Source organism: Rhizobium sp. P40RR-XXII (genome assembly GCF_012641405.1).
Lineage (GTDB): Bacteria > Pseudomonadota > Alphaproteobacteria > Rhizobiales > Rhizobiaceae > Rhizobium.
Map to the genome: position 1 here is coordinate 142666 of NZ_JABAII010000010.1, position 25318 is coordinate 167983.

Consider the following 25318-nt stretch of genomic DNA (forward strand, 5'->3'; position numbering starts at 1 on the left):
GAGATTGGCCATGAAACGGCTGCGAATTCGGATCGTCGGTGGATCGCTTGCCGGCCTCTTTGCCGGCATCCTCCTCCAGCGTGATGGCCACGACGTGAAAATATACGAACGCTCTTCGTCCGGCTTGGCCGGACGGGGAGCAGGCCTTGTCGGACAGCACGATCTCTTCAGGATCCTGCGCGCCATCGGCTGCGAGCATGTTGCCCGCGTCGGCGTCATCGCCAAGGAGCGGATTTACTTCAACCGGGACGGAGGCGTCGCGGAGACATTGCGGACGCCGCAAATGCAGATCTCCTGGGATTTCCTCTATTCGACCGTTGCGTCTCATATGGCGACCGAGAGCTATCTGATCGGACAACCCATCATCGAGGTGATCGAAGGCCCCGAAAATGCTCGACTTCTGTTCGCCGATGGCCGGCGAGAGGATGCCGATCTCGTCATAGGCGCAGATGGCCTTGGCTCGGTCGTTCGTCCTCTGCTCAACAGGGATGCGTCGAACCAATTCGCTGGCTATGTGGCTTGGCGCGGTCTTATTCCGGAGACAGCATTGCCCCAGGATGCAGCGATCCTGGTGGACCGCTTCGCTTTTTATGTGGCAAGCGGCGTGCATGTTCTCGGCTATCTCGTTCCAGGCCCGAACGGTGAAACCGGTCCCGGCGAACGCCGATACAATTGGGTCTGGTACCGGCCTGTTGCGTCTGGCGAGCTGCAGACGCTGTTCACCGCCGCCGATGGCCGAACATTCGACTATTCTTTGCCGCGAGGCGCCTTGTCGGAGGAGCGGCTACAAATGCTCCGCGCGGATGCCGCCTCGATGTTGCCGCCTCCGTTCGTCAAGGCGATCGAAGCCGAACCTCTGCCTTCGATCCAGGGAATCTTCGACTTTGAGGCGGCAAATATCGTATCCGCGCATACGGCCCTGATTGGCGACGCCGCGTTTGTCGTTCGGCCACACACGGCAATGGGTGTCTCAAAGGCCGCCGGCGACACGCTCGCGCTGAGAGAAGCGTTGCTGGCCTCCGAAGATCTCTCCGAAGCGCTCGATCGCTACCAGAAAGAACGACTGCCCGTCGGAAAGAATATCGCGGATTATGGCCGTCGGTTGGGCGCATCCGCCCTCTGATATGGTGTCGTTGCCGCCGACCTCATCAGCGATTGTTCCTTCAATATAGGTCAACGAAAAGACCGCCCAGGGGCGACTGGGCGGTCTGGCGGACGCTTATCCGCAGGCTTCGGGGAGGGGAACCGAAGCACAATTTTGTCGCGGGGAGAAGGGCGCCACCCACCTCTTTCGAGGTGACGATTGACGGTAGCAACTCGGCCAATGGCGGCAAATCATACAGTCGTATGGTCTCGGTAAGACCTTCGCATGCCGCCGCTCCATCGGCTGGGATCGGCAGGTGAAACGTCCATGGAGCGGAGAAACAGACAATACGGACCGGCCGGTTTTTCTTAGACTGCGGCGGAAAAGGAAGGCTCGCTCACCATTTGGCGAAACGCCGAGAAACGGATTGATGATGAAAGAAGAAAGAGCGCTCATGCATCTCACATATCACATTGGCCGACACGACGGCGGCTGGGCCTATCGGCTGGAGAATGTCTGGTCGGAGCCTTATCCGAGCCACTCAGCGGCGCGTGCCGCAGCTCATCGTGCAGCTCGCAGGCAGCAGCTCGAGGGCCGCGATGCGGAGATCGTCTTTCAGTCCGAAGACGGTTCCTGGCACCGGGAGCATGTCGAGGCAGGCGATCGTCCGGAGGTCGATGTCGCCAACGAATAACAGCGAGGAACAGGCTTCCGTCCCGCCTTAGTGCACCGAAGCCAACCGCTCCAATACGGATTGTCAACCGATCTCGTCGATCTGATCGCACGACGTGCCAGCTCCCGAACCAACTGCAACGCTGTGCGCCGCCGCTCAGCGCAATGGACCAGTATGTCCCCTAAAAACAGGAGAAACCTATGAACTACAGCGTTCTGCTTATCGGCTCTTACGGCCGCCGGTCCTGCAGGACTGCGGGCCTGGCTTTGAACCTCGGTCTGTTCGTCCTTTGCTCGATCCTCATCGTCACGCTGATGAGCGGATATGCGCTGGCCGGCGCTCTCAAGGTCGGCACCCAGGCGCCAGGTTTCTACCGCATGACGCTCGGTAACTTCGAAATCACTGCCCTATCCGACGGCACGCATCCGTTTCCGGTCCATAAAGTCCTCACCAAGACATCGTTAAGCGACGGTCAGAGTGTGCCGCTCGATCAATCCGCTCCAGGTGAGGCCGATGCGCTGCTTGCCGAAAGCAATCTCGCCGTTCCAGTTGCAGGATCGATCAACGCCTTCCTGATCAACACCGGATCGAAGCTTATCCTGGTCGACAGCGGCGCTGGCAGCCTTTACGGGGAATGCTGCGGCCATCTCATCGAGAATCTTCGGGCGGCTGGCTACGCCCCCGAACAGGTCGATGAGATCTATCTCACCCATCTGCATGCCGATCACGTCGGCGGCGTGGCACCGAACGGTAAGATGGCCTTTCCGAACGCCCTCGTCAGGGTCAGCCAGGCCGACGCCGACTATTGGCTGAAGAACGCCAATGAAGCAGTGGCTCCGGAACTCCTGAAATCGATGTTCGAAGGCGCCAAGGCATCGTTGAAGCCCTATATCGACGCCGGTCGCTTCACGCCGTTTAGCTATGGCGAGGAGCTGGCTCCCGGCATCAAGCCGATCGCCAGCCCCGGACATACGCCAGGTCATAGCTTCTTCGAGGTCGAAAGCAACGGCGCCAAGCTGCTGCTGTGGGGTGATGTCGTTCATGTCGGCGCCGTGCAGTTCCCTGACCCTGCCGTGACCGTCGCCTATGATAGCGACGCCGAAATGGCCGAAAGCGAGCGGCTCGCGATTTTCGCCGAGGCGGCAAAGAAGGGCTATTGGATCGGAGCGGCCCATATCTCCTTCCCGGGCCTGGGTCATGTGAAGGCGAAGGACGGGCACTTCTTCTGGATCCCCGCCAATTACGACGCTGCTCCGACAAGCGTAAACTGAACGCAACCTCGAAGCGCGAACGAAGAGCATCGGTGCGATGAACTCTTGAAATGAGGCGAGGTGTCGTGGACCCACGATGCTCGCCTTTGCGTTCGGCAGGCTTTGGTTGGTGTGCTTGTGGCCTAGGCCAGGCTTGGGCTTACGCAAGTCGTCCGCAGAATCAACGGGTTCCGAGGCATGGCGGATCGAAGCCGCCTCCAACCCCGATAATACCTTGGTATGATCCGGTAAGACGCATATGTGCTGGAACCGGATCAGTGTACGATTTCGTCGGCAGCCCGTCCGCTCCAAGATGACCTCATCAAGAGTTTAAATGGTCACATTGGAGATAGACGATGTCTGCCGCCGCCGCTGTTTTCGCCCACAACGCCCCCCGCATCACTTTCAAGAACGTCGCGACGGAAACTGCGGAGGAGGTATCTTCCCTTCTTTTGTGCGCGATCCGTTGTGTCGAAAAAGACGAGACGATCGCCATCGATCTCATGAAGCAGGCTTCCAGTTTGCTGAAGCCATTCTCGATCGCGGTCGAAGTCGCCGAGCGACCGCGCAATTCGGCCGGCGGTCTTGCTCCCTGGCAGATCAATCGCGTGAAGAACTATATTGAGGATCGCATTTCCCATCCGATTGCGCTCGACGAGCTCGCCCAGGTCGCAAAGCTCAGCACCAGCTACTTTTCCGCCGCGTTCAAGGTGACCTTCGGCATTTCTCCCCACAATTATGTCGTCGAACGCAGGGTGGAATTTGCAAAGTATCGCATGCTGAACAGTGACGCCCCGCTCTGCGAGATCGCGCTCGATTGCGGACTGGCCGACCAAGCTCATCTTTCGCGGATTTTCCGGCGTGTGACCGGGACGACCCCAAGCGCCTGGCGGCGGTACGTGGCAAGTCCCGAAAGCCGGGCCGCCGCCGCGTGACGGAATGACGCCGTCAAGGCGCTGGTCTGACACAGGCCGCGCGCGCGGACGAATGGACAATTTAGGGAACCTTCGCTTTGCGTCCGGACGACTTCAGAGCGAAAGATGTTAGCAACGGGGCTGCGCAACGATTGAAGGATACGGATATCCCGCTATGCTCAGTCGGAAAGCATCTTAGGTCGGTGCATATGAAAGAAGCTGAGATGCCACCAATCGCCCTTGTAGGGATTGTCGATGATGACGCCGAGTTCTTGGCGGCGCTGGGCAGCCTCGTTCGCTCGTTCGGGTGCAAGGTGGAATGTTTCAGTTCCGCTGAATTGTTGGTCAACCGGGCGGATCTCCTCGATTTCGCCTGCGTCATCAGCGACCTCAACATGCCGAAGATAGATGGCCTGGAACTCATCGACATCCTTCGGCACAAGGCCGAGGAACTGCCGATCATCCTAATGACGGGGCGCGGTGCGTCTGACCTGGAGGAAAAAGCCTATGGCTGCGGTGCGCGGGGCTTCGTTACCAAGCCGTTCGGTTTCGAAGAGCTCGCGTCGAGCCTCAAGGAAATCGGCGTGATCGCGGAATAGGACGCGTCAGGCCTCGTTCAGCCGAAGAGTTTCAGCCATCTTGATGAGGTCGGCCAGCGTGCGAGCGTCCATCTTGCGCATAGCCGCGCCGCGATGGATCTTGACCGTGACTTCGCTCAGAGATAGCCGGCCGGCGATTTGCTTGTTCATCAGCCCTGTGGCGACCAGCGCCATCACTTCCTTCTCACGCGAGCTGAGCTCCTCGTAGCGAGCTCGCAGTGATGACACCTCGGAATCTTTTGACCGTCGCTGGCTGTCGATTGCCAATGCTCGGGACACGGCGTCCAACATGTCCTGGTCCCGGAAAGGTTTAGGAAGGAAGTCGATGGCGCCAGCCTTCATCGCGCGGACCGTCATCGGGATATCTCCAAAACCGGTCATGAAGATCAAAGGGATGGACTTCTCGCTCTTCAGGAGCTGGTCCTGGAAATCGAGACCGCTAAAGCCTGGCAGCCGCACGTCCACCAGCGCGCAGCAAGGCCCGCCCGAGCCCGAGAAGACAGAGAAATTTGGAACCGTCTCATGGAGCACGGTTTTCAAGCCGACGGACCGAAGCAAGCTATCGAGCGAAAGACGCAAGTCGTGATCATCATCAATGACATGCACAATTGGTGTCGTATTCATATCCAAACCGTGTTGAGACGAAAGCTGGTCTTTCGGCAATGCCGTCCTGCAGGTTGTTCGCTATCTATCCATTTGTGTGCGTCTGCTCCGCGGGAAGGCCGAAGCTGAAACGTGCCCCCAAGTGAGGCGTCGACTGGAGCTCGATCCAGCTCCCATGCGCTTCTATAACCGAACGGCAAATGGCAAGACCCATGCCGATCCCGGTTTCCTTGGTTGAGAAAAAGCTATCGAAAAGTCGCTCGCGAACATGCGGATCAATCCCTGGTCCACTGTCTTCGACATCCACCATGATGTCGGTGGCACACTGCCGAGTGCGAATACACAAGGTTCTGTTCCAGGCTTGTCCATCCGACATAGCTTGTGCGGCGTTCAGGGCGAGATTGACGATCACCTGCAGAATCTGTGTCTTGTCAGCCTTCACGAGCGGAAGTATGGGCGAAAGTTCGAGGCGCAGGGTGACCTGACGTTTGGCGAAATCGGTGCGCAGCAGTAGGACCGCTTCTTCTATGACTGAATTGATGTCAGTCGGGAGGCGCTCCGACTTCTTGTTGCTGGCCATGGCCCGCATTGTGGTGATGACGTCCGCTGCGCGCTTGCCGTTCTTGGCGATGCGTTCGAGTAGGAGTTTGACCTCCGCGATATCAGGCTCGTCCCTGAACAGCCACCGCAAGCCAGCCTCGGCGCTCGCGACAATAGTTCCAAGCGGCTGATTGACCTCATGCGCGATCGAGGCGGTCATCTCTCCCAGCAGCGAGATACGAGCCGAGCGCGCCAGGTCGCTTTGCAGGCCATCCTTTGCCTGCTCAAGCGATATCCTCTCACGAAGGCTCGAGAAGCTGAGATAGACCTCGTTTGGCGTAGTGTTGCACTCGGCCTGCCAAAGATTGAACGCGACCTGATGCTCGCCCCCACCGGCGATCGTAAGGCTGCCGTCATAGGCTATCGCGGTTTGACCTCGAAAGAGTTGATAGAGACCTTCCGTAAAGTGCTTTAGCGTGTCCTCCGAAAGCACCGACGCGATCGGTGCCATTGCGATCGACGCCGGATCCTTGATTTGAAGCAGAGCGCAAGCACTTGGATTAGCATCCGCTATGAAGCAAGCGTTTCCGAGCGCACAACTGACGCCCTGGTTGAGCTCGAGCCCACCATTGCCTTCGGCCGGCGGAAGGTTTGCGATGACCTCCCGCGCCTCTTTCACCGAAAGGCGGAGGATTCCCATCGGCATCGTGCGAAACAGACTGCCGTCGCCAGTGTAGCCCGATGACGCGTGGATCCTCATTGTTGCAAGAAACCAAGCAGGTCTTGATTCAGCCTGTCCTTGTGCGTGAACAGCAGACCGTGTGGAGCGCCTTTATAGATCTTGAGCTCGGCCTCGGGCATAAGCTGAATAGCCTGTTCGGCGGTGGCCTTGAACGGGACGAACGCGTCGTCTTCGCCATGGATGATCAGCACCGGAACATCGAACCGCTCGATGTCCCCGCGATAGTCTGTGGTAGCGCAGGCGGTGATAGCGTCATGTGCCGCCTTCAGGGAGCCCTGCATGGCAATTTGGTGCAATTGGATCATGCTTCCTTCGGAAACTGTCGAGCCGTCGCGGTCCGCTCCGAAAAATAGCCGGGCAAAGCCGCGCATGAACTCCGCCCGATCTGCCCGCAAGCCGGCACGCACGCCTTCAAAGACCGGCTCCGGAACGCCGCACGGATAGTCGTCGCTCTGAGCGAGCTTCGGGGTAGTCGCTCCAATGAGAACGACACGAGCCACCCGATCGGTGCCATGGCGGCCGATATAGCGCGCGATTTCCCCGCCGCCCATTGCGTAGCCAACCAGCGTGACCTCAGTCAGGTCGAGCGTCCGAATGAGCTCGTCGAGATCGTCGGCGAAGGTATCGTGGTCATAGCCGTGCCAGGGCTGGTCCGATCTGCCGAAGCCACGACGGTCATGGGCGATGACGCGGTAACCGTTCGATGCGAGAAACATCATCTGGTTTTCCCACATATCGCTGCTGAGTGGCCAGCCGTGACTGAAAAAAACCACCGGGCCGGTACCCCAATCCTTGTAGTAAAGACGCGTGTCGTCGCGGACAGTCAAAACTGGCATCCGTCTAACTCCGTTGGAAGAACTGAGGTTTTTTTGAATTATCCGGAAGCTACCACAGCGATTTCAGCCGCACCATAGGTGGAATTTACAAGACGGAGCTATGCGGCAAAGAACAAGCCTTTCGTTCAAAAGCGTGGTTCTTGAAGACAAGTCCAGGAAAACACGCCTTCCCTTGAGCGCGGCCGACAACGAGACGTCTGAGCGTCAGTGCGCCGCCATTGAAAAAATGCATCGAACTGCCCTTTTGGGGACGCTTTCTGGGCGCAGAACGGATTTCGCAATCGTATCAAGATTTCGGATGACGATGGCTCCCGATTGTTGGGAATACCCTTTCTCATGCCGGAACTGGATAACGAGAATTTCTGTTTTTCTCGTTTACAGTTGTCGATCGTCTCCATTCCAGTATGTTTTTATAGCGGAGCACGGTATTTTCGCCCAAAGGCAAGAGACCGGATGGGAGAGGCAGTTGAACTCTGAACGGCACAGCTTGGGAAACGTAGGGGTCTATTTCAACATCCCAAACGCGGCTGCTCTTGAGGCTGTGCCAGTAGAGCAGGCGGTCTTCCAGGTTACGAAGATAGCGAAGTTACTTGATGAAGGGCAGGTTCAAGACGTCAGAATTCCTGCTTTGAACGCGTATTTTCTCATGATTTACATGAGGGATGCATATCATTGCGATATCAAGAAGGACGGCGTCCGCACCCCGGTTAAACCCTACCTCCAAGGATCGATTTGTCTCGTCGATTTGGTTGATGGCGCTGCGGTGGAACTGCATAGTGATCTCCATGCGCTTGCTTTCGTTCTTCCCAAGGGGCTTTTCCTTGAGGTTGCGCAGATCTCGTCTTTCACTAGGCTGAGCAAACTTATCTGCAAGCGGAGTCATGCCGATGAGGTCCTATCGAATCTGGGGATTGCGTTCGTTCCCCTGTTCGAAGCCAGCAGATCCATCCTCCCCGCGTTGCTGAAGCCGTTGGCGCTCGCGATCTGCGCTCATCTGCTTCACGATTACAGCGACAAATTCATGCACAATGGGGTAGGTGTCAGTTCGCTATCGATCAGGCAGGAAAAGGCGGCAAAAGAGTATATGATTGAAAATCTCGGCCGCGAACTCTCCGTGGCGGAGGTCGCATCTGTCGCCGGACTCTCGCCCAACCACTTCACACAAGAATTTCGCAAGGCAACCGGCACGACGCCTTATCAATGGCTTATGAAGATGCGCGTCGATCGCGCCAAGGATCTTCTTCCTTCCCCGACGCTCTCGCTGAAAGATATCGCGGACGAATGCGGATTCACTGATCAAAGCCATTTTACGAAGGTGTTCGCGCGCGAGACGGGTTCGACCCCTGCAGTTTGGCGAACGGCCAACTGTCAGTAGCGCTTTTGCAAAAAAACTCGGCGTAATTTACCAGAGCTATTCTATAGTCTTCACGCTGGATCGAGCACGCGGGGGCGCTATGATATCGACTTCTGAGATGCATGCCGGTGGGCTACGGCTACCCCGTGCGCTCCGTGATGGAAGCCTCCGGCATTTTGATCACCAGGCTGCACTCCGACCGGTCTGATCTGCCCATCAGTTCTCCGAACGAGGAGCAGGATGCCTTCGCGGTCATTTTCCAGATGATCGACTTCAATAGGCATCGACTGTGGAGGAGAAATCAACTCGTGTATGAGGGCGATCATCCGCAGGCAAAACTAGGAATGATTGATCTGCGCGAGCGCTGGCAGAGCCATCGCCTTTCGCCGTTCGATAGCGTTCATTTCCAAATTCCGTTCGAGGCACTTCGATCATTTGCTCTGGACGCCGGAAGATCGGGGTTTTCGACGCTTCATTTCGTTCCCGGGCTAAGGGACGAAGTGGTCTTCGGGTTGTCGATGGCATTACTGCCGACCCTTTGAGAACGGCCGCCGCGCGAACACGTTGTTCGTCGAGCAAGTCATATTGGCGCTTTTGACCCATCTCGTGCAGACGTATGGAAGCGTGAGTTTACCGGCCAGAAAGAAAGGCTATCTTGCGCCTTGGCAGGAGAAGCGCGCGACTGAATTCTTGGCAGCTCACATCAACAGGAGTTTTTCATTGGCGGAACTTGCCAGCGCTTGTTCGCTCTCCAAAAGTTACTTCACGCGAGCGTTCAAAGAAACGTGCGGCAAAACTCCATATCGCTGGCTTCTTGAATACCGCGTCACGCGGGCGAAGGACCTGTTGCTCACCGATACGCCGATAGCGGACATTGCTAAAGCATGCGGCTTTGCGGACCAAAGTCATATGACGCGTGTTTTCTCTGAAATCATCGGCGAAGCACCGGGAGGCTGGCGTCGGCGCAACCGTTTTGAGTAGCGGCTTGGTGTCAATCAGCGGCAGCTCAAGCCATTCGACAGGAGGGGGAAAATAGTTTGCGTGTCCACTCGAGGACGCGCTCACTATCTGGATCGCGAAAGGCCGTCGGTTTCTACAATCCGAACTCAGGCGGCTGTTTGCTGCGTTGCACTTTGGACCTATAGATTTAGCAGGAGTGCCGGGTTATACCTTTCGTGGCGAACGCGATCCATCTGTTTCCGCTGAAACCGAGAGGCACGGCCTATGGCAATGGAAGGTCTGGGCACTGGTGTCCAACATAGAAGAGACTCTTTCGGCTGTGCGGTAGACGGGCTCGACGAGGATTGGCAGCTCGCCGCCGGCACCATGACATTTTTCAGAAAGGCAGCGAAAACGGCGCCAGGGAGGGTGACCACGCCCGCAAGCACCGATGGCTATCTGATCGGTCTTTCTGCGCAGGGCGGGCATCGGCGGAGAATTTTCGACGGCCATCGGTCGACGGTCCACGATTTCGGAGCTGACCACGTCTACGTTCGGGATTTACGCGAGCCTTACAAGGCTGATCTGAGCGGTTCCTTCGATTTCATTCTGGCCGAAGTTTCGACTGACGATCTCGCGGAGATCGCAGCAGAGTCGGACTTGGGAGATGTATCCGCGCTGGCGATTACTACCGCGCGTCCCGACGCTCTATTGGCCGGAATGTTGCGTGCACTGCTCGGTTCCAGCGCGAGGCAGCAAAGCAATAGTCTTTTCGTCGATCAACTGTCGACGGCAATAGGTGTCCATTTGGTGCATGCCTACGGCAACGGAAGGCTACAGGAGACAGATCGGCGTCTCGCTCTCACCAGCAAGCAAGAAAAACTTGCAAAGGAACTTCTTCAGAGCCGGATAGCAGAAGACGTTTCGATAGCGGAGATCGCTCTTCTCTGCGGATTGCCGAGATTCACCTTCATTCGCGCCTTCCGCGAGACGATAGGTGTGACGCCATACGAATGGCTTCGGCAAGCCCGCATCGAGCGCGCCTGTATTTTGCTCCGAAATGGAGAGTTCTCGCTTGCGGACATCGCCGCAGCCTGTGGATATTCGAACGTCCTCAATTTTGTCGGTGCCTTTAAAGCGGCAACGACAGTTACACCTGATGCTTGGCGCATTTCAACAAGCGCAAGGTCATCATTCTCTTAATTTGGCAAGCGAGGTTTACCTGACCGACGTGTCGGGCGCTGACGGTGAGCGTTCATGCGGCCTTCATGGATAGATTGCTGAGGCGCTGAAGCGATTAGGACGACTTGAGACTCATATCGAAATCCGGAAGCCGGGCAGGGCGGTTCCAACCTCCTTGGCTTCTATCCTGCGGCAAGCATACCCTTCAACGGTACGACGACATACTCGCCATGCTGATGGGTTTGGCTGGTGCAGGCCATCGGCCTCCTGCACAATTCGTCAGGCCACCGGCGTTTGCCGTTCGGTCGTATCAGTATTTCAGGCTGCAGGACCCGCCTGAATCCATTCTGCTCAATTCGTTCTTCCTAGATGATCTGGCAGCGGCACATGCTTTTGTGGCTTCCGGCAAGGCGACGCCCAACCTCAAACGCTATCTGGGCGTCCTTAAGCCAGGCAACTTAACCGCTTCCGCGATCACCTCAACGACCTGTTCGGCACGCCGGACACACCGGCGATCCCGAACGGGGCGGATGATCGCTCCTGGCGGATCACGACGAGGCAGTTCCGGCGGACGATCGCCTGGCACATTGGCAATCGCCCCTTCGGCACGGTCGCCGGCATGATCCAGTACAAGCATGCCTCCGTCGCCGCGTTCGAAGGCTATGCCGGCTCCAGCCGTTCAGGTTTTCGGGCGGAAGTCGAGAACCAGCGTAGTCTCGGCCAGCTCGACAACCTGCTGACCTATTTCGATGAGCGCCAGGCCGGCGCTACGCTATCCGGACCCGCAGCGACGCGTATAGCGAAGACGCTCGACAGCATATTGGACAATCTCGACCCGCTTCCGGCCATGATCGCTGATCGTGGCCGGCTCCGTGCCATGCTCGCCAGCCTCGCGCGGACATTGCATGTCGGCGTGCTCGCCGATTGCTTCTTCGATCCCGGCACGGCCGCCTGCCTGAAGCGGGCTACCGGAGCCACGGGTCCACTAACCACGCTTTGCCAGCCGACTCTTTGTCCAAATGCCTGCATTACCGCGAGACATCGGCCCGCATGGGCCCGTGCCGCAGAGGAGGCCGCAAATCTGTTGAAGGAGAAGCGACTGTCCCAACTTCAACGGAGTATCCTCCAGCAGAACCTTGAGCGAGCGAGGACGGTCCTGAACGGCATAGACAAGGATCGATCCGCACCCGGCTCCTGAGGCGAGCGCGCCGTGCTCCTGCCCCAGTGGCCACCCGGCGTGATCGGAGCGCGCGATGCCCGGCGCAACCGCGCAACGGCTGGTCGCCGTCCTCCGCTTACGCTTCGGCTCTGCGAGTGCGCGGCCGCACCTGAGGCATCGCTATCCGCTGCTCCGACGCCGGGACAGGCCCCGGCGGAGAAGGAGCAATAATCATGACAAGACCAAAAATCAGGAACAGCCGCCCGAACGGACTGCCGGAGAGGAAGAGGAAGGCTGGAGCCCGGCGGTCGGTTGAAGGGGCGAGAGAGGCTCGCGCCGCCGATCGCGGAGATTCCCCAATGTCGAACACCACGTCATCTGTCCAGCGCGCCGACGTCTATTCCCGCGTCACGGCCGAGATCATCGCCGCGATCGAGCAAGGAGCCGGCGAATGGCGTGCGCCCTGGTTCCACAACGGGTCCAGCATCGCGCGTCCGACCAACGTCTCATCCAGCAAGCGGTATCGCGGCATAAACACGCTGGCGCTCTGGGCCGCGGGCTTTGCCGCCGGATATGGCGACGGCCTCTGGGGCACGTATAAGCAATGGCAGGATGCCGGCGCGCAGGTGCGTGAAGGAGAACGCTCCACCACAGTGGTATTGTGGAGGGAGGTTCAGGTTTCCCCGCAGGCCGACAACGAAGACGAGGATGATGGGCATCTGCGGATGTTCGCACGCGCATTTTCCGTCTTCAACGTCGCGCAGGTTGATGGCTACGAACGCCCAGTAACTCCGGTGCTGCCCGAGGCCGAGCGTCTCGCTCATGCAGAAGCGTTCATCACGAACCTGGGCGTCAAGAGTGAGTTCGGTGGATCGGAAGCCTATTACCGCCCGTCGGCGGATACCGTATTTATGCCGCCGTCCACTTCGTTTCGCGACGCCGCGTCATTTTACGGGGTGTGGCTCCATGAATGCGGGCACGCCAGCGGCTCCAAGCACAGGCTCGACCGCGATCTTTCCGGCCGCTTCGGATCGGCTGCTTATGCCGCTGAAGAATGCTGCGTAGAGATTCTCAGCGGGCTTGTTCTGGCGGATCTGGGCATCGCCCATCATCCGCGTCCCGAGCATGCTGCTTATGTCGCCTCGTAGCTCAAGGTCCTGAAGGACGACCCGAAGGCCATCTTTACCGCCGCCAGTAAGGCCCAGCGGGCAGCTGACTGGATGCACGCACAGCAACCCCAAGCCCAGCAGGCGGCGGCTTGATCACTATCACGCAAATATGGAGCTGCAGGGAGTTCAGTTGATTTGTTACGACTGTTACATTATAATTGAACAATGACCTCCTCATCCTGGCTTCTCATGACCTACAAGGTCCCGTCGGAACCCGCCGCCAAGCGCATTGCGCTGTGGCGCCGTCTCAAAGGCTTGGGCGCGGTCTATCTGCAGAACGGCGTTTGTCTGCTGCCGAAGACCGACGATCATATCCGCCGCCTAAAGATCTTGGAGAATGACGTCTCCGAGATGGGCGGCGAGTCAGTCATTCTCGAGACGGTAGCGCTCGATCGCGCACAGGAAGACAAGGTCGTCAGCCGGTTTAGCGCTGACCGCGACGAACAGTACCGCGAGTTTCTCGGACGCTGTGCGGATTTCGAGAAAGAGATCGCTAAGGAGATTGCGATCAATAAATTCACCTATGCCGAGCTTGAAGAAGAAGACACCGATCTGAAGAAGCTCCAGGGCTGGCTGGAGAAGATCCGCAAGCTCGACTTCTATGGCGCCCCGCTTGCCGAAGAGGCGATCGCACGTCTGGGCGTTTGCGAGGAACTCCTCGACAGCTATGCCCAACGTGTTTTCGACGCCCACGACGAGAACCGATGACATGGCTGAGCAGGACGCAATAGCAGCACCGGTGATCTCTGCGACACCTCGCCGTATCCCGGCGGCCATCTGGGCGCTCGGCCTCGTCTCGATGTTGATGGACATCTCTTCCGAGATGATCCATGCGCTCCTACCGGTATACATGGTCTCGGTGCTTGGCACCTCCACCTTCGCGGTCGGCATTATCGAAGGTATTGCTGAGGCAACGGCTTCGATAACCAAGGTGTTCTCGGGGGCTTTGAGTGATTGGCTCGGTAGACGCAAATTTCTCGCAGCGCTCGGTTACGGCCTCGCCGCGATCACCAAGCCAATCTTTCCGCTTGCCTCTTCTCTCGACTGGCTTATCGCGGCGCGATTTGTCGACCGCGTCGGCAAGGGGATCCGCGGTGCGCCGCGGGATGCGCTTGTTGCCGATATCGCTCCCCCTGAGCTGCGTGGGGCGAGCTTCGGCCTACGCCAGTCGCTTGACACCGTCGGTGCATTTATCGGTCCCCTCCTGGCAATCGGTCTCATGTGGTTCACCGCCGATCATTTCCAGGCGGTGTTCTGGATTGCGGTCCTTCCTGCCCTCCTGTCTGTCAGCGTGCTGCTGTTCATGGTCAAGGAGCCCGAGCGACCGCAGGACCTCCGCCGCGTTCGCATGCCGCTACACAGGGATGAACTGCGCCGCCTCGGCAAATCGTACTGGTGGGTCGTTGCTGTCGCTGCAGTCTTTACACTCGCCCGTTTCAGTGAGGCGTTTCTCATCCTGAAGGCACAGTCGATCGGCGTGCCGATAGCCTTGGTGCCGCTTGCACTGGTCCTTATGAGCCTGGCCTATTCCCTCTCGGCTTATCCCGCCGGCATCCTTTCAGACAAGGCGGATCGGTTCACCATTCTTGTTATCGGTTTGTCGCTGCTTGTTGGCGCCGACCTCGTACTCGCGTTCGCGCAAGGTATCGTCGGCGCTGGACTAGGCGTCGTTCTGTGGGGCCTGCATATGGGGTTCACGCAAGGGCTGCTGGCAAAGCTGATTGCCGATACGTCGCCTGCGGAATTGCGCGGCACAGCCTTTGGCATGTTCAATCTGATCACCGGGGTAGCGCTGCTGCTTGCCAGTGTCATCGCGGGCGCGCTTTGGGACGTCACAGGGCCACGAGGAACATTCCTCGCCGGCGCAGGATTCGCAGCGCTCACTATCGTGGGGTTCGCGGCCGTCCGCGCCCGGCTCCCCACGCACACCAACGCCTGACCGGAAGGCACCAAATAGATCGAGCTGATCTCGCAGCAAGGATAAGGAACCGCAAATGTACGATTTAGATGCCTTCCTCACACACGCCATCAACAGCCTTGCCGGGACCAACACCGCCATCGATTTTCTGATGATCTGGGTTTCGGCAATCGGCGTTCCGCTTTTGGTCCTGGCAGTCGCCGGGCAATGGTGGCGCCAAGGCGACAGGGATCACACACGCCATGTGCTCGTCGCCTCTGGGCTTTCCTTTCTACTCGGTCTCGCCATCAACCAGTTGATCCTGTTGCTGGTTCATCGGATCCGGCCCTATGACGCGGGCATCAGCCATCTCCTGATTGCCCCAAGCGCCGATCCCTCCTTCCCCTCCGATCATGCAACCGCAACATTCGCGATCGCGGCTGCATTTCTGATGCACGGAATGCGCCGTCTCGGGCTCTGGTTTCTTGCCGCTGCCCTCGTGGTCACCATCTCCCGAGTCTATATCGGTACACATTATGTGAGCGACGTCCTTGGAGGAGCATTGACCGGCATTATTGCAGCGATCGCCGTCCGGGCCCTTTATTGGGAGGGAACCCGAGTGGACCGGCTGATTGCGAGGATCTTGTAGAGGCCCGTTCGGAATGGTGGCGTCGTTCTTTTCTGCCGTTACCGAATTTATTGCGGCGCATCCGCATTTTGCCTACGCCGCGGTGCTCCTGCTCGCCCTGTCGGAATCCGCCCCGGTGATCGGGGCGGTCGTGCCAGGCACCGCCGTGATACTTGCGATCAGCGCTCTCGTTCCAACCGGCGCGGTAACCCTTTGGCCGCTACTCGGCGCTGCGGTCGTCGGCGCCATCCTCGGCGACGGTCTCTCATTCTGGATTGGTCATCGCTACAACCAAAAAATCCTCGAAAGCTGGCCGATCAACCGCCATCCCGATCTTGTCACTCGGAGCGAAGCCTTTTTTGCACGTCATGGCGACAAGAGCGTCTTCATTGCCCGCTTCGTACCGGGCGTGCGCGCTTTCATTCCGTTGATCGCGGGTGCTCTTCGAATGCGCGTGTCACGCTTTTACGTGGCCAACATCCTCTCCGCACTAGTCTGGGCGCCGTCTCACATTCTGCCTGCAGTCCTGGTCGGGAGCGTGTTCAAACAGTTCGGCGCGGCGGCTGAGCCGCTTGCCATCCTGGTAGTCATCCTCATTCTGACGATATGGGCCGCAATCCACGCGGTTCGTTTGTCGTTGCGTTATGGTATTCCGCTCGCTTTGTTGGCAACGCAGAGGCTGCACATCTGGGCGGCTAGCCGCGATTCCCGCTTCAGCCGGATCGTTCTTGATCTTCTCGATCCCGCACGACCGGACATGCGCTTCCTTGCTCTTCTGGCCGTCGTGCTGATCGGCTCTGCGTGGCTCTTCTTCGGCATCCTGGAAGACGTCGTCAGCGGCGATCCTTTGGTCAGGGCCGATGCAGCGATCTACAACGCTCTCCAGGATCTGCGCACGGGACCCGGCGATGCCCTGATGATCGCGATCACCGAACTGGGCGACACCGTTGTCGTCGCGGCTGTGACAGCAGCCGTTTTCCTCTGGCTCGCCTGGAAACGAACCTGGCGGACCGCCGCATTCTGGTTGCTTGCAGTCGCTGGCGCGTCGGCGATCAACACGGCGATCAAGGTAGCGCTCCATCGCACGCGTCCTGCGGAGTTGCTTTACAGCGGCTCAAGTGCGTTCTCCTTTCCAAGCGGCCACAGTACGACCAACACCGTCCTTTACGGCTTCCTCGCCTTCCTGATTGCGCTCGGGTTGCGCCCGGCTTGGCGTCTTTCCGCCGCGTTCACGGCCACGTTCGTTGTGCTGCTGATCGCGTTTTCGCGCGTCTATCTGGGAGCCCACTGGTTCTCCGATGTGACCGGGGGGTTGGCTTTCGGAACCGCATGGATCGCTGTGCTCGGTTTCACATACCTGCGCAAGCCGGCTGAGCCTTACAGCCCGGTTGGACTTGCGATTGTCAGCATCACGGCGCTCGCCCTGACGGGGAGCCTGAACGTCTATCGGCATCATTCCTCCGATACCACACGCTACGCTTTCAAGCCGGTCGTAGAGACTATGACGTCAAGCAACTGGTGGACGAACGGTTGGGAAAGCCTTCCATCTCATCGCATCGACATGTTTGGCGAGATTGAGGAACCAATGACGGTTCAGTGGGCTGGCAGCCTGTCGGTAATCCAGCAGGACTTGCAAAATAAAGGTTGGCGCACGCCCGCGCCGTGGACCGCGACAAACGCGCTCGGCTGGCTTACGGCCAAGGCCGCTCCGGTCGAATTGCCGGTGGTCCCGCGTCTGGCCAGTGGCAGGCTCCCGACCCTTACACTTGTGTTGGCAAACGACAAAATGCCGGAGACGTCACGCTTCGTTCTGCGGCTGTGGGCAAGTGACCTCGAATTGTCAGATACGAACTCATCCGAGGTCTGGATCGGCTCAGTGGTCGACGAGCATTTCGCTCGACCAATTTCTCTCATTACCATCTCCGAAACACGATCGAACGTGAATGAGTCACGTGACCTGCTTCTCGGCGCTTCTCAGCCGGAGCGGCTCGTCGCGAGATCCGGTTCTGCGGAAAATGCCGACTGGGATGGTCGTATTTTGCTACTGAATGATGGTTCGCGGTAATCGCGCGACGCCAAAATAACTTGCAGGAGCAACCGACTTCGCCGTCTGAGACAGGTTGACTGTCAGGATATATTGCCGAACTTGGCGCGGCCTTTCTTTGCGCCGATTTGGAATTGACGCCGGAGCCCGGTGCGGACCATGCGGCCTATATTCAGGGCTGGCTCAAAGTGCTGAAGGAAGACAAGCGCGCAATCTTCAGCGCCGCCGCCCACGCGCAGCGCGCCGCCGATTTCCTGCATGGTCTGCGGAGCGTTGCGGACACCAAGGAAGGAGCCGCCGCGTAAGCGGCGGTTCCCTTAGTTTCGGTGGGAAATTTCGCGCCCGCCAGAGGCGGGCGCTGGATATATGTGGTTTAAAGATTGGCGAATCAACTCAGTATTATTGAGTGTATTTCGATATTGTCAAACTTGAAATCGGTTTGAGAATCGATAAATATACTCAGCATGGCTGTGCAAACTGCATCATTGTTAAACCGACTTGAAAAAGACCTCCCCGAAGGGCTGGTCGTGGATGCCGCTTGGCTTGAAGAGCGCGGTATCGCCAGCAATTTGCGCGCCTACTACGTCAAGAATGGCTGGCTGGAACAGCCGGTGCGCAGCGTCTATAAAAGGCCGCGCGGCACACTGAGCTGGCAGCAAGTCGTCATATCGCTTCAGACCCTGCTCTTGCGAACGCCGTTCTATGTCGGTGGGCGCACGGCATTGGAGCTACAGGGCTTTGCGCATTATCTCTCACATGAGACCAAGACCGTTCATCTCTACGGACCGGGCAAGCCGCCCGCATGGCTGGACAAGCTGAACCTTCCCCAGCGCTTTGTCTATCACAACAGCGCGACCCTCTTCCGGAATGATCCCGTAACAAAGGGGCTTGGCAGTCTTGCCTGGGATATCGCGGACGGAACAGGCCGTGATCTCACCCGCTTTCAGGGCGGCAGTCTGACCTCGCTTGCCTGGGGGCAGTGGGATTGGCCTTTGACGCTTTCCCAGCCCGAGCGCGCCTATCTCGAAATGCTTGATGAATTGCCGCGCCATGAGAGTTTCCATCAGGTCGATATGATCATGCAAAGTGCAGCAAATTTCAGCCCGAGACGGTTGCAGAAACTGCTGGTGGACTGTGACAGCGTCAAGGTGAAACGGCTGTTCTTCCTTTTTGCAGATCGTCACCGTCATGCGTGGCTCAAGCGTCTGGACAAGGATGCTATCGATCTGGGTAAGGGCAAACGCATGCTTGTCCCAGGTGGCAGGCTCGATCCGATCTATCTGATCACCGTGCCGGAGGACCTTGATGCCGTTTCGTGACCAGTATCAAGCCCAGGTTCGGCTGCTCATGCGCCTTATTCCCATCGTGGCGCGAGAGACCTGTTTTGCGCTCAAGGGCGGAACGGCGATCAACCTCTTTGTGCGCAACCTGCCGCGCCTCTCGGTCGATATCGATCTGATGTATCTGCCGGTCCATGACAGGCCGGAGGCTTTGGCCGGGATTGATGCCGCGATGAAGCATATCAAGGCGGCAGCACTGGCGGAGCTGCCCGGCGCGCGCGTCAGCGAAAACATTCACGATGGTGCGATCCTTCGCCTTCTCGTGATTGCGGAGGGCACACAGGTCAAGATCGAAGTCTCGCCCGTGTTGCGCGGTGTGGTTCACGAACCTTCCACGACTCCCGTCACCGAGGCCGTTGAAGAGGTCTTCGGCTTTGCCGAAACCAGCGTCGTATCCTTCGAAGACCTTTTCGCTGGGAAATTGGTTGCCGCCCTCGACCGTCAGCACCCGCGCGACCTCTTTGACGTGCGCGGCCTGCTCACCAATGAAGGGTTGAGCGATGACCTGCGTGAAACCTTCATCGTATATCTGCTCAGTCACAACCGCCCCATGGGCGAAGTGCTATCAGGCCGCGTCAAAGACCTTGCGAACGAATACCAGAACGGCTTCGAGGGCATGACCGAGGAGGTTGTTGCCATCAAAGAGCTGATAGAAACCCAGCATGAAATGATCGAGGTGCTGATCGGAGGCATGCCGGATCATCACCGTAAATTTCTGATCGGCTTCGAGCGCGGCGAACCGGAGTGGCCCTTGCTCAAGATAGGTCATGTCGCAGAGCTTCCCGCCATCCGCTGGCGGCAGCGCAATCTCAACAAGCTCAAGCCCGAACAGCGTTCCGTTCTGGTCGAATTGCTGCGAACTTCCCTCGAACGGCGCGCATAGAAACACCCGCTCTCGTGGCTTTGAACACCGGGAAGCAGGGATATTGGGAGCGTCAACGGGGTAGGGGAAGGACTGCAAGATAAAGCGAATCGGGATTCGCCCGAGCTGCGCTCTTAAGTGATTGTCTGCACATTGTTTTCCGGAACGGAAAACGGAAAAGGGCAATTTGCGCGATGTGCGGTGAATTTAAAGGCCTGGAACGAGGCCGAGATGCTGGTGATGGATCGCGCCGCCATGGAGAAGGATGGCAGCTTCGGTCCGGCCATCGGCGCATTGAAGCCGGATATCGTCATCGACATGATCTGCTTCACGCTCGACAGCGCAAGGCACCTGACGGAGACGCTTGTCGGTCATGTCGGCCATTTCCTGCATACGGGCACGATCTGGACGCATGGCTTTGCAACCGTCGTTCCGACACCGGAGGAGGCGCCGAAGCAGCCGTTCGGAGACTATGGCACCCAGAAAGCAGCCATCGAGGCATATTTGCTCGAGGAGGCGCGCCGCAGAGGATTTCCCGCAACCCTGATCCATCCCGGCCACATCGTCGGTCCGGGCTGGGCACCCCTCAATCCGGCCGGGCATTTCAATCCGTCGGCATTCTCGACATTGGCGCGCGGCGAAACGCTGGTACTTCCGAATTTCGGCCTGGAGACGGTTCATCATGTCCATGCGGATGACGTCGCGCAAATGTTCATGGGCGCGATCGCCAATTGGCGCGTTTCGACCGGCGAGGCTTTTCATGCGGTTTCAGGCGGGGCGCTGACGCTGAGAGGCTACGCCGAGGCCATGTCGCGCTGGTTCGGACATGAGCCGAAGCTGGAGTTCCTGCCCTATGAGAGATGGGCGGAAGGCCAGGCGCCGGAAGATGCGCAGGCGACATGGGAGCATATCGCCCGAAGTCCGAATTGCTCGATTGCCAAGGCCGAGCGACTGCTTGGTTACAGGCCTCGCTATACGTCGCTGCAGGCCGTTCAGGAATCGGTCACCTGGCTGATGGAGAAGGGCCAGATTGACTGACAGGTTAAGGCGTTTAGGCTCATAACCTGAAGGCCGCAGGTTCAAATCCTGCTCCCGCAACCAAATTTTCTCAACGTCATCGGTGTTTCGCCACTTCTCAATCTTGTGAGGGTGGCGTTTGTTGCCTCATCCCCACAAATCGACAGAAAAGCCGTCGTGTGATCCTTTGCAAGTTTCAACCATTCTCCGTTGCCAACTGCGCTACACGGCCGGAACGGTCGGGGTAGGCGCCCGGTTTCTGCCGCCGGCAATCGGCTGCCCGCTCCATTCGCTACGCTCCCGTGTTGCCGTTGCCTGCGTGCGCCTTCGGCTCAGAAACGCGGTCGCAAAAATCCCCCGACCGGCCGCGATAGGCGCAGCCGGATAACCAACGGGAGAATCGATCATGAAACCGACCCAAAAGAGCAAACCCGACTACGCCGTGTACGTTGTGGAAGGTGAGGGCGACAAGACGCACTGGCTCAAAGTGGGAGTCGGATGGACCCATAGCGACGGCGAAGGCATCAACATCACGCTCACGGCCCTGCCGCTCACCGGGCGCCTGACCATCCGCAAGCCGAAAGCCGAACGGGACGACGCCTAGTGCGTCTCCGAAGGTGCTGCATCGCCGTGATGCAGCACCTTCTCGTTGTAAAGAATATTGACAATATATGCTACGCATCCCAGAATTAAGGCATAACGAAAGGATATCTCCGATGGCGTCGGGTAGCATTCATGTGAAGGTCAGCGGTGCGCTGCAAGACCACATCCAGCAGCAGATTGGCGACGATGGCCTCTACGAGAACGCCAGCGAATACATTCGTGCCTTGATCCGTCGCGACCTGCAAACCCGTGATGAGGCATGGGACTCGCTCCAAAAGGAGCTTGCACCGGCCATGCGCGCGGATGACAGCGAGTTTGTCGCCGTTTCCGCCGAAGATGTTATCCGCCGCAATAAGCGCCGCTGATCATGGTGGCGTATCGCTTTTATCCGCGCGCCGACGCGGCGCAGGACAAGATTTGGCGGGATACCGTTGAGAAGTGGGGTGAGAAACAGGCGGTGACCTACATCACCGGCCTGCATACGCATTTGCAGCGGTTATGCGAGGAAAAGGCAATCTGGCGGAAGCTTCCGCAACGTCTTGCTGTTCCCGCCGATGTGAAGCGCGAGGCGTATTTCAGCCGCTACGAGCATCACTATGTCTTCTTCCGCGAACTAGATAACGGCGATCTCGGTGTGATGAGCATTTTGCATGAGCGCACGGATGTGCCCGTGCGTCTTGCCGAGGACTTGGCGGCGCTTTCAGAGAAAGCGGAGCCTTTCAAGGCATAGGGCTAGCGATTCCGAAAACGAGGGCAGGGCCCTGAAGCGGATTAATGATGCGGTTCTCAGGCCCGGCGATATCATCCTCACAACGTCCGCCGCGAAGGTCAGCAAAGGCATTCGTTTTGCCACCGGTAGCGATATCTCGCATGCCATGGTTTGCGTTGAAGGCTACTCGGTTATCGATGCGACGGCCGAGGGGGTGCAGGCTCGGAATACGCAGCGGCTTTTTTATAAGGATGCCCATCCCGTCCATATCTTGCGATTGCGCGGTGGTCTCTCCAAGCCGCAACTCGACGACGTTCTCATGTTCATGCGCGGGCATGTCGGCACTCAATATTCCAAAACAGAGGCGATGAGAACGAAGCTCAAAGGGACGCGCCCGCCGACCCGAAAGCAATTCTGTTCACGCCTCGTGGCCCAAGCCTTCTCTCATGCTGGGATTCCCCTTGTTTCCGATGCGAACTTTTGTTCGCCCGGTGATCTCAAAAGCAGCCCATTTCTGGTGTCGGTCGCGGACTCCACGGTTCCCGTGACAGCGGAGGAAATGGCTGCGTCGGAGGCGAGGCCCGATGGCACTCAAATCATGAGAGATGCGATCAACGCCATTCTCAACGGCGCGCGCAAGAAGAATCCCAACATTCAAACCTTCGATGATCTCGATGGCCATCTCATCGAGCATCCCGAAGATGACGACTACATTTGCCGTTTGGTGGCGGATTCCGGCTATCTCGTGCTCTGGAAGATCGAGCAGGAGAAGAATCCTTGGATTTATGACCTGGACGTAATGCGCGAGGGTCCGGCCGATCAAATCTCCGCCTATTGCCAAAGTGTCGTTGCGGATGAGGCAACGCCAAACCGCTACATCATAAACCGCGCCGGATATCGGCTTTTCGCCCATCAGCATGACCACCTTTATTTCAAGCTGATGGCGAGCCTCTATGATCATCTGGCGACATTGCATAATCAGAGGGTGCGGGTCGCTAAGGCGTGGCTTCATGAGAATGGCTATGCTTTGCCTCCCGAGAGCCCACCACTAACGCCGCATACACCCGAATGGTTTGCCTCCCTGCAACAATGGGACCCGCCTCAAGCAATGATGACGCGGTACGTTGTCGAGCAAGAGGGGAGTGAAGCCGTGTGTTCGGTTTGCGGAGATGAACCTGCGGCTGATTACGCCCTGGAGGCGGATGAGCGTCCGTTAGGTGGCCCCGGCACTCTTCGGCTTTGCGATGACTGCCTCGACATCCGAAGAGATGGTGGCGAATCCTATATTTCCATAACCTGAACGGATGGACGCGATCGGGCACGGGGGTGCAGGGGGTTTCCCCCTGCAAACCGCGCGAAGCGCGGTCGCGATCCGCTTTGTCCTACAATAGACAGACCACGCCAAGATAGCGCGGTAGCACGAGCGGCAATGCAAAGAGCAGGAAGCCGCCGATCGCGAGCGTTAGACCGCTCTGGCTTTTCCCGAACGAGGCCACCCACATGATGACCCCGATGCAGGTCATGAGAACCTCGATCTCGTAGGCGACGGTGACTACGGGGTGCAGCAGCGTGCAGGAGGCATGCGACCGATAGCCGAGCCATCCGGCGGCATAGTCTACGCCCCATCCCACGAGGAGGATGAAACCAGCGAGCGCGGCGAGATTGCCGACGAGGCGAACGGCGAAGGAAGAGTGTGACATAGAGACATCCTGGCGACGGGAGGGAGAAACACAGCAAAGCGGCAAAACCACAAGGCTACGGGGACCGGGAGAGACAGCAAGGTAAGAGCGCACTTATACATCGCTTCGCGACATAGGTGCTCCGGCAGCCACAGGCTTGTGGCAATCCGCCGGAAAGGAACGCCCTTGCGGGCGTGGATTTAGGGATAGCAGGCCCGCTAGTGCAGGGCCTCGATTGCGTGCTCAGGGGTGCTATCGGTCGCGCCTCCGCGAAGCTGCGCGGTCACCGTGGCGCATCCGCCGTACCCAACGCTCAACCTCTTTGGCCCGGATCAAGCCGTGCTCGTAGCGACGGTTGGCCCCGGTAGCGGCACGTTCCAGTTCCTTGAGTATCTGCGCAATCTGCTCCAATCGCTTGCGCGCATGGGCTACCTTGCGCGCGGCTTCATCCCGGCGCTGCTTGTCTTCCCGGGCAACCTTTCAGCGATTAAAACGGAACTTCGGCCCCTTGATCGCACCTTCAGCCTTGAATGCGGTGCGGCGCTGCCAGTAGTCGAGTTTGCGGTTCATGCGGTCGAACCGTCGATTGATGGCGACAAGATCCCGCTTGAGCTGGGTATTGTTGCCGGCGACGATCTGCTCCAGCCAGGATAGCCGCATGCCCTTGTCATAGGAGGGATAGTCACGTCGCCGTCGTTGGGCTTTAGCCTCCGAAGTGGCGGGGGTGCGTTGGCGATAAGCGTTAGCCTCGCGTATCTGACTGACGGGGTTTTGTCCATTGCGGACAATCTGGCGTGCCTTCGGCCCGACGTGAATTTCCGGCATCCGGTTCAGTTCCAGCGCGCGCGCCATATCGCTCCGCGCCAATGCCTCGTTCCTTTGGGCTTCCAATGTGCGGTGATCGATCCTTGCGCGCTTTCCGGTGCGCTCCAGGGCGAGATTGCACGCGATAGCCCATTCGAGGCTTTATCTTTGCAATGGCTGCAAGGTGTGTCGATCTTCCGAGGGCCATAATGTTTTGGCGCAACACATGTCGTTTTCATCTACAGATAGAAACAATCGGAATCTTACAACTTTTTCTTAAATCCTACGCTCTACGAAACGAATGAGCTGAGAGGTGGGATATGAGACGAGATAAACAGAGGCAAGGACAGTTGCAGCGCGTGTTGGAAGCCTTGAGCCAGAATGCGCCTGCCGGTTCGCAAGGCGAGGCGTGGAACGCAATTTTCAACGCCGTGCAACAAGTGCAGGCCGTTGACAGGTACGGGACATCCTGGACGATTCCGGCGTTGGATGCGCCCAGTTCCCGACCTTATGGCAACGGGGGAACCGCCCTCCGGCTGATTGGGCACCATGTCTATCTCAACGCCAATGGTGCCTACCGTATTATTGACCTCAGTAGCGGTGAGCCAGTTCATCTTTTCGATAAAGAGAATGCGGCGGGCATGCGTTTCGCAGAAGTTCCCGGTTACAGGATGCAACTTTAGCAAGGCCC

Annotated in this window: 26 protein-coding genes and 3 pseudogenes; 24 read left to right on the forward strand and 5 right to left on the reverse strand. The window is 58.3% G+C overall.

Features of this window, described 5'->3' with window-relative positions; genetic code table 11:
- The first annotated feature begins 10 nt into the window (after window positions 1–10).
- The 5 genes from HGP16_RS20105 (at window position 11) to HGP16_RS20125 (ending at window position 4520) form a co-directional block, all read left to right on the forward strand.
- Entirely contained in the window at window positions 11–1123 is a 1113-nt protein-coding gene (locus HGP16_RS20105) for an FAD binding domain-containing protein (RefSeq protein ID WP_168841772.1), read from the forward strand.
- Window positions 1124–1538: 415 nt separating this feature from the next.
- Complete coding sequence (locus HGP16_RS20110; RefSeq protein WP_168841773.1) at window positions 1539–1778, forward strand: DUF2188 domain-containing protein; 240 nt, start codon at window positions 1539–1541, stop codon at window positions 1776–1778.
- Between the two features lie 179 nt (window positions 1779–1957).
- Window positions 1958–3028, forward strand: a complete 1071-nt coding sequence (locus HGP16_RS20115) for an MBL fold metallo-hydrolase (protein ID WP_168841774.1) — start codon at window positions 1958–1960, stop codon at window positions 3026–3028.
- 335 nt (window positions 3029–3363) lie between these two features.
- Entirely contained in the window at window positions 3364–3942 is a 579-nt protein-coding gene (locus HGP16_RS20120) for a helix-turn-helix domain-containing protein (RefSeq protein ID WP_168841775.1), read from the forward strand.
- Window positions 3943–4019: 77 nt separating this feature from the next.
- Entirely contained in the window at window positions 4020–4520 is a 501-nt protein-coding gene (locus HGP16_RS20125) for a response regulator (RefSeq protein ID WP_168841776.1), read from the forward strand.
- Between the two features lie 6 nt (window positions 4521–4526).
- Here the strand turns inward: HGP16_RS20125 and HGP16_RS20130 are convergent, their stop codons facing one another.
- The 3 genes from HGP16_RS20130 to HGP16_RS20140 all read right to left on the reverse strand — a co-directional run bounded on the left by HGP16_RS20130 (window position 4527) and on the right by HGP16_RS20140 (window position 7241).
- Window positions 4527–5144 carry a response regulator transcription factor gene (locus HGP16_RS20130; protein WP_168841845.1) on the reverse strand — a complete coding sequence of 206 codons (618 nt, stop codon included), beginning with the start codon at window positions 5142–5144 and terminating at the stop codon, window positions 4527–4529.
- Window positions 5145–5208: 64 nt separating this feature from the next.
- Window positions 5209–6174 carry a sensor histidine kinase gene (locus tag HGP16_RS20135; protein ID WP_168841777.1) on the reverse strand — a complete coding sequence of 322 codons (966 nt, stop codon included), beginning with the start codon at window positions 6172–6174 and terminating at the stop codon, window positions 5209–5211.
- Between the two features lie 245 nt (window positions 6175–6419).
- Window positions 6420–7241 carry an alpha/beta fold hydrolase gene (locus HGP16_RS20140; RefSeq protein WP_168841778.1) on the reverse strand — a complete coding sequence of 274 codons (822 nt, stop codon included), beginning with the start codon at window positions 7239–7241 and terminating at the stop codon, window positions 6420–6422.
- 466 nt (window positions 7242–7707) lie between these two features.
- Here HGP16_RS20140 and HGP16_RS20145 point away from each other — a divergent pair, with 466 nt between their 5' ends.
- The 18 genes and pseudogenes from HGP16_RS20145 (at window position 7708) to HGP16_RS20225 (ending at window position 23444) form a co-directional block, all read left to right on the forward strand.
- Entirely contained in the window at window positions 7708–8616 is a 909-nt protein-coding gene (locus tag HGP16_RS20145; RefSeq protein WP_168841779.1) for a helix-turn-helix domain-containing protein, read from the forward strand.
- Between the two features lie 101 nt (window positions 8617–8717).
- Window positions 8718–9137 (forward strand): hypothetical protein, encoded by a 420-nt coding sequence (locus tag HGP16_RS34055; protein ID WP_246703393.1) that lies wholly within the window; start codon window positions 8718–8720, stop codon window positions 9135–9137.
- A 43-nt stretch (window positions 9138–9180) separates the two neighbouring features.
- Complete coding sequence (locus tag HGP16_RS34060) at window positions 9181–9576, forward strand: helix-turn-helix domain-containing protein (protein ID WP_246703392.1); 396 nt, start codon at window positions 9181–9183, stop codon at window positions 9574–9576.
- 243 nt (window positions 9577–9819) lie between these two features.
- Complete coding sequence (locus HGP16_RS20155; RefSeq protein ID WP_168841780.1) at window positions 9820–10737, forward strand: AraC family transcriptional regulator; 918 nt, start codon at window positions 9820–9822, stop codon at window positions 10735–10737.
- A 598-nt stretch (window positions 10738–11335) separates the two neighbouring features.
- Window positions 11336–11914, forward strand: coding sequence for a hypothetical protein (locus HGP16_RS20160; RefSeq protein WP_312862893.1), 579 nt, complete (start codon window positions 11336–11338; stop codon window positions 11912–11914).
- A 320-nt stretch (window positions 11915–12234) separates the two neighbouring features.
- A pseudogene (locus tag HGP16_RS20165) lies at window positions 12235–13137 on the forward strand (ArdC family protein).
- Between the two features lie 72 nt (window positions 13138–13209).
- A complete protein-coding gene (locus HGP16_RS20170) occupies window positions 13210–13752 on the forward strand; it encodes a Chromate resistance protein ChrB (RefSeq protein WP_168841781.1) in 543 nt (180 codons plus the stop codon).
- A gap of 1 nt (window position 13753) precedes the next feature.
- Window positions 13754–14983 (forward strand): MFS transporter, encoded by a 1230-nt coding sequence (locus tag HGP16_RS20175; RefSeq protein WP_168841782.1) that lies wholly within the window; start codon window positions 13754–13756, stop codon window positions 14981–14983.
- 55 nt (window positions 14984–15038) lie between these two features.
- Window positions 15039–15590, forward strand: coding sequence for a phosphatase PAP2 family protein (locus tag HGP16_RS20180; RefSeq protein WP_168841783.1), 552 nt, complete (start codon window positions 15039–15041; stop codon window positions 15588–15590).
- A gap of 13 nt (window positions 15591–15603) precedes the next feature.
- A complete protein-coding gene (locus HGP16_RS20185; protein ID WP_168841784.1) occupies window positions 15604–17634 on the forward strand; it encodes a bifunctional DedA family/phosphatase PAP2 family protein in 2031 nt (676 codons plus the stop codon).
- 71 nt (window positions 17635–17705) lie between these two features.
- Window positions 17706–17918, forward strand: a pseudogene (locus tag HGP16_RS20190) (zincin-like metallopeptidase domain-containing protein); the annotation flags it as partial.
- Window positions 17919–18077: 159 nt separating this feature from the next.
- The gene (locus HGP16_RS20195; RefSeq protein ID WP_168841785.1) at window positions 18078–18932 is read left to right on the forward strand and encodes a type IV toxin-antitoxin system AbiEi family antitoxin domain-containing protein; all 855 of its coding nucleotides are present in this window, start codon (window positions 18078–18080) and stop codon (window positions 18930–18932) included.
- On the forward strand, window positions 18919–19836 hold the full coding sequence (locus tag HGP16_RS20200; protein WP_168841786.1) for a nucleotidyl transferase AbiEii/AbiGii toxin family protein: 918 nt from the start codon (window positions 18919–18921) through the stop codon (window positions 19834–19836). The genes HGP16_RS20195 and HGP16_RS20200 overlap by 14 nt, the downstream gene beginning before the upstream one ends.
- A gap of 216 nt (window positions 19837–20052) precedes the next feature.
- Window positions 20053–20853, forward strand: a pseudogene (locus HGP16_RS20205) (NAD-dependent epimerase/dehydratase family protein); the annotation flags it as partial.
- Between the two features lie 385 nt (window positions 20854–21238).
- Window positions 21239–21436 carry a hypothetical protein gene (locus tag HGP16_RS20210; protein ID WP_168841787.1) on the forward strand — a complete coding sequence of 66 codons (198 nt, stop codon included), beginning with the start codon at window positions 21239–21241 and terminating at the stop codon, window positions 21434–21436.
- A gap of 112 nt (window positions 21437–21548) precedes the next feature.
- Window positions 21549–21800 (forward strand): type II toxin-antitoxin system ParD family antitoxin, encoded by a 252-nt coding sequence (locus tag HGP16_RS20215; RefSeq protein ID WP_168837993.1) that lies wholly within the window; start codon window positions 21549–21551, stop codon window positions 21798–21800.
- 2 nt (window positions 21801–21802) lie between these two features.
- Window positions 21803–22165 carry a type II toxin-antitoxin system RelE/ParE family toxin gene (locus HGP16_RS20220; RefSeq protein WP_168841788.1) on the forward strand — a complete coding sequence of 121 codons (363 nt, stop codon included), beginning with the start codon at window positions 21803–21805 and terminating at the stop codon, window positions 22163–22165.
- Window positions 22098–23444 carry a YiiX/YebB-like N1pC/P60 family cysteine hydrolase gene (locus HGP16_RS20225; RefSeq protein ID WP_246703412.1) on the forward strand — a complete coding sequence of 449 codons (1347 nt, stop codon included), beginning with the start codon at window positions 22098–22100 and terminating at the stop codon, window positions 23442–23444. Before HGP16_RS20220 ends, HGP16_RS20225 begins: the two co-directional genes overlap by 68 nt.
- Before the next feature lie 82 nt (window positions 23445–23526).
- Here HGP16_RS20225 and HGP16_RS20230 read toward each other — a convergent pair whose 3' ends face one another.
- Together HGP16_RS20230 and HGP16_RS20235 are read right to left on the reverse strand one after the other, a co-directional pair.
- Window positions 23527–23844, reverse strand: a complete 318-nt coding sequence (locus HGP16_RS20230; RefSeq protein ID WP_168841790.1) for a hypothetical protein — start codon at window positions 23842–23844, stop codon at window positions 23527–23529.
- A 459-nt stretch (window positions 23845–24303) separates the two neighbouring features.
- A complete protein-coding gene (locus tag HGP16_RS20235; protein WP_168841791.1) occupies window positions 24304–24675 on the reverse strand; it encodes a hypothetical protein in 372 nt (123 codons plus the stop codon).
- Between the two features lie 272 nt (window positions 24676–24947).
- Between HGP16_RS20235 and HGP16_RS34065 the strand changes: the two genes are divergently transcribed.
- On the forward strand, window positions 24948–25310 hold the full coding sequence (locus HGP16_RS34065) for a hypothetical protein (protein ID WP_246703391.1): 363 nt from the start codon (window positions 24948–24950) through the stop codon (window positions 25308–25310).
- Window positions 25311–25318: the final 8 nt, after the last annotated feature.

Excerpts from the sequence above, each read along its gene's own strand:
- HGP16_RS34055 (WP_246703393.1), top strand. The coding sequence starts at position 8,718 with ATGCCGGTGGGCTACGGCTACCCCGTGCGCTCCGTGATGGAAGCCTCC.
- HGP16_RS20210 (WP_168841787.1), top strand. The coding sequence starts at position 21,239 with ATGAAACCGACCCAAAAGAGCAAACCCGACTACGCCGTGTACGTTGTG.
- HGP16_RS20195 (WP_168841785.1), top strand. The coding sequence starts at position 18,078 with ATGGCTGTGCAAACTGCATCATTGTTAAACCGACTTGAAAAAGACCTC.
- HGP16_RS20110 (WP_168841773.1), top strand. The coding sequence starts at position 1,539 with ATGCATCTCACATATCACATTGGCCGACACGACGGCGGCTGGGCCTAT.
- HGP16_RS20105 (WP_168841772.1), top strand. The coding sequence starts at position 11 with ATGAAACGGCTGCGAATTCGGATCGTCGGTGGATCGCTTGCCGGCCTC.
- HGP16_RS20120 (WP_168841775.1), top strand. The coding sequence starts at position 3,364 with ATGTCTGCCGCCGCCGCTGTTTTCGCCCACAACGCCCCCCGCATCACT.
- HGP16_RS20230 (WP_168841790.1), bottom strand. The coding sequence starts at position 23,844 with ATGTCACACTCTTCCTTCGCCGTTCGCCTCGTCGGCAATCTCGCCGCG.
- HGP16_RS34065 (WP_246703391.1), top strand. The coding sequence starts at position 24,948 with ATGAGACGAGATAAACAGAGGCAAGGACAGTTGCAGCGCGTGTTGGAA.
- HGP16_RS20185 (WP_168841784.1), top strand. The coding sequence starts at position 15,604 with ATGGTGGCGTCGTTCTTTTCTGCCGTTACCGAATTTATTGCGGCGCAT.
- HGP16_RS20140 (WP_168841778.1), bottom strand. The coding sequence starts at position 7,241 with ATGCCAGTTTTGACTGTCCGCGACGACACGCGTCTTTACTACAAGGAT.
- HGP16_RS20200 (WP_168841786.1), top strand. The coding sequence starts at position 18,919 with ATGCCGTTTCGTGACCAGTATCAAGCCCAGGTTCGGCTGCTCATGCGC.
- HGP16_RS20170 (WP_168841781.1), top strand. The coding sequence starts at position 13,210 with ATGACCTCCTCATCCTGGCTTCTCATGACCTACAAGGTCCCGTCGGAA.
- HGP16_RS20180 (WP_168841783.1), top strand. The coding sequence starts at position 15,039 with ATGTACGATTTAGATGCCTTCCTCACACACGCCATCAACAGCCTTGCC.
- HGP16_RS20235 (WP_168841791.1), bottom strand. The coding sequence starts at position 24,675 with ATGGCGCGCGCGCTGGAACTGAACCGGATGCCGGAAATTCACGTCGGG.
- HGP16_RS20130 (WP_168841845.1), bottom strand. The coding sequence starts at position 5,144 with ATGAATACGACACCAATTGTGCATGTCATTGATGATGATCACGACTTG.
- HGP16_RS20225 (WP_246703412.1), top strand. The coding sequence starts at position 22,098 with ATGTGCCCGTGCGTCTTGCCGAGGACTTGGCGGCGCTTTCAGAGAAAG.
- HGP16_RS20135 (WP_168841777.1), bottom strand. The coding sequence starts at position 6,174 with ATGGCACCGATCGCGTCGGTGCTTTCGGAGGACACGCTAAAGCACTTT.
- HGP16_RS20175 (WP_168841782.1), top strand. The coding sequence starts at position 13,754 with ATGGCTGAGCAGGACGCAATAGCAGCACCGGTGATCTCTGCGACACCT.
- HGP16_RS20215 (WP_168837993.1), top strand. The coding sequence starts at position 21,549 with ATGGCGTCGGGTAGCATTCATGTGAAGGTCAGCGGTGCGCTGCAAGAC.
- HGP16_RS20220 (WP_168841788.1), top strand. The coding sequence starts at position 21,803 with ATGGTGGCGTATCGCTTTTATCCGCGCGCCGACGCGGCGCAGGACAAG.
- HGP16_RS20115 (WP_168841774.1), top strand. The coding sequence starts at position 1,958 with ATGAACTACAGCGTTCTGCTTATCGGCTCTTACGGCCGCCGGTCCTGC.
- HGP16_RS20160 (WP_312862893.1), top strand. The coding sequence starts at position 11,336 with ATGATCCAGTACAAGCATGCCTCCGTCGCCGCGTTCGAAGGCTATGCC.
- HGP16_RS20155 (WP_168841780.1), top strand. The coding sequence starts at position 9,820 with ATGGCAATGGAAGGTCTGGGCACTGGTGTCCAACATAGAAGAGACTCT.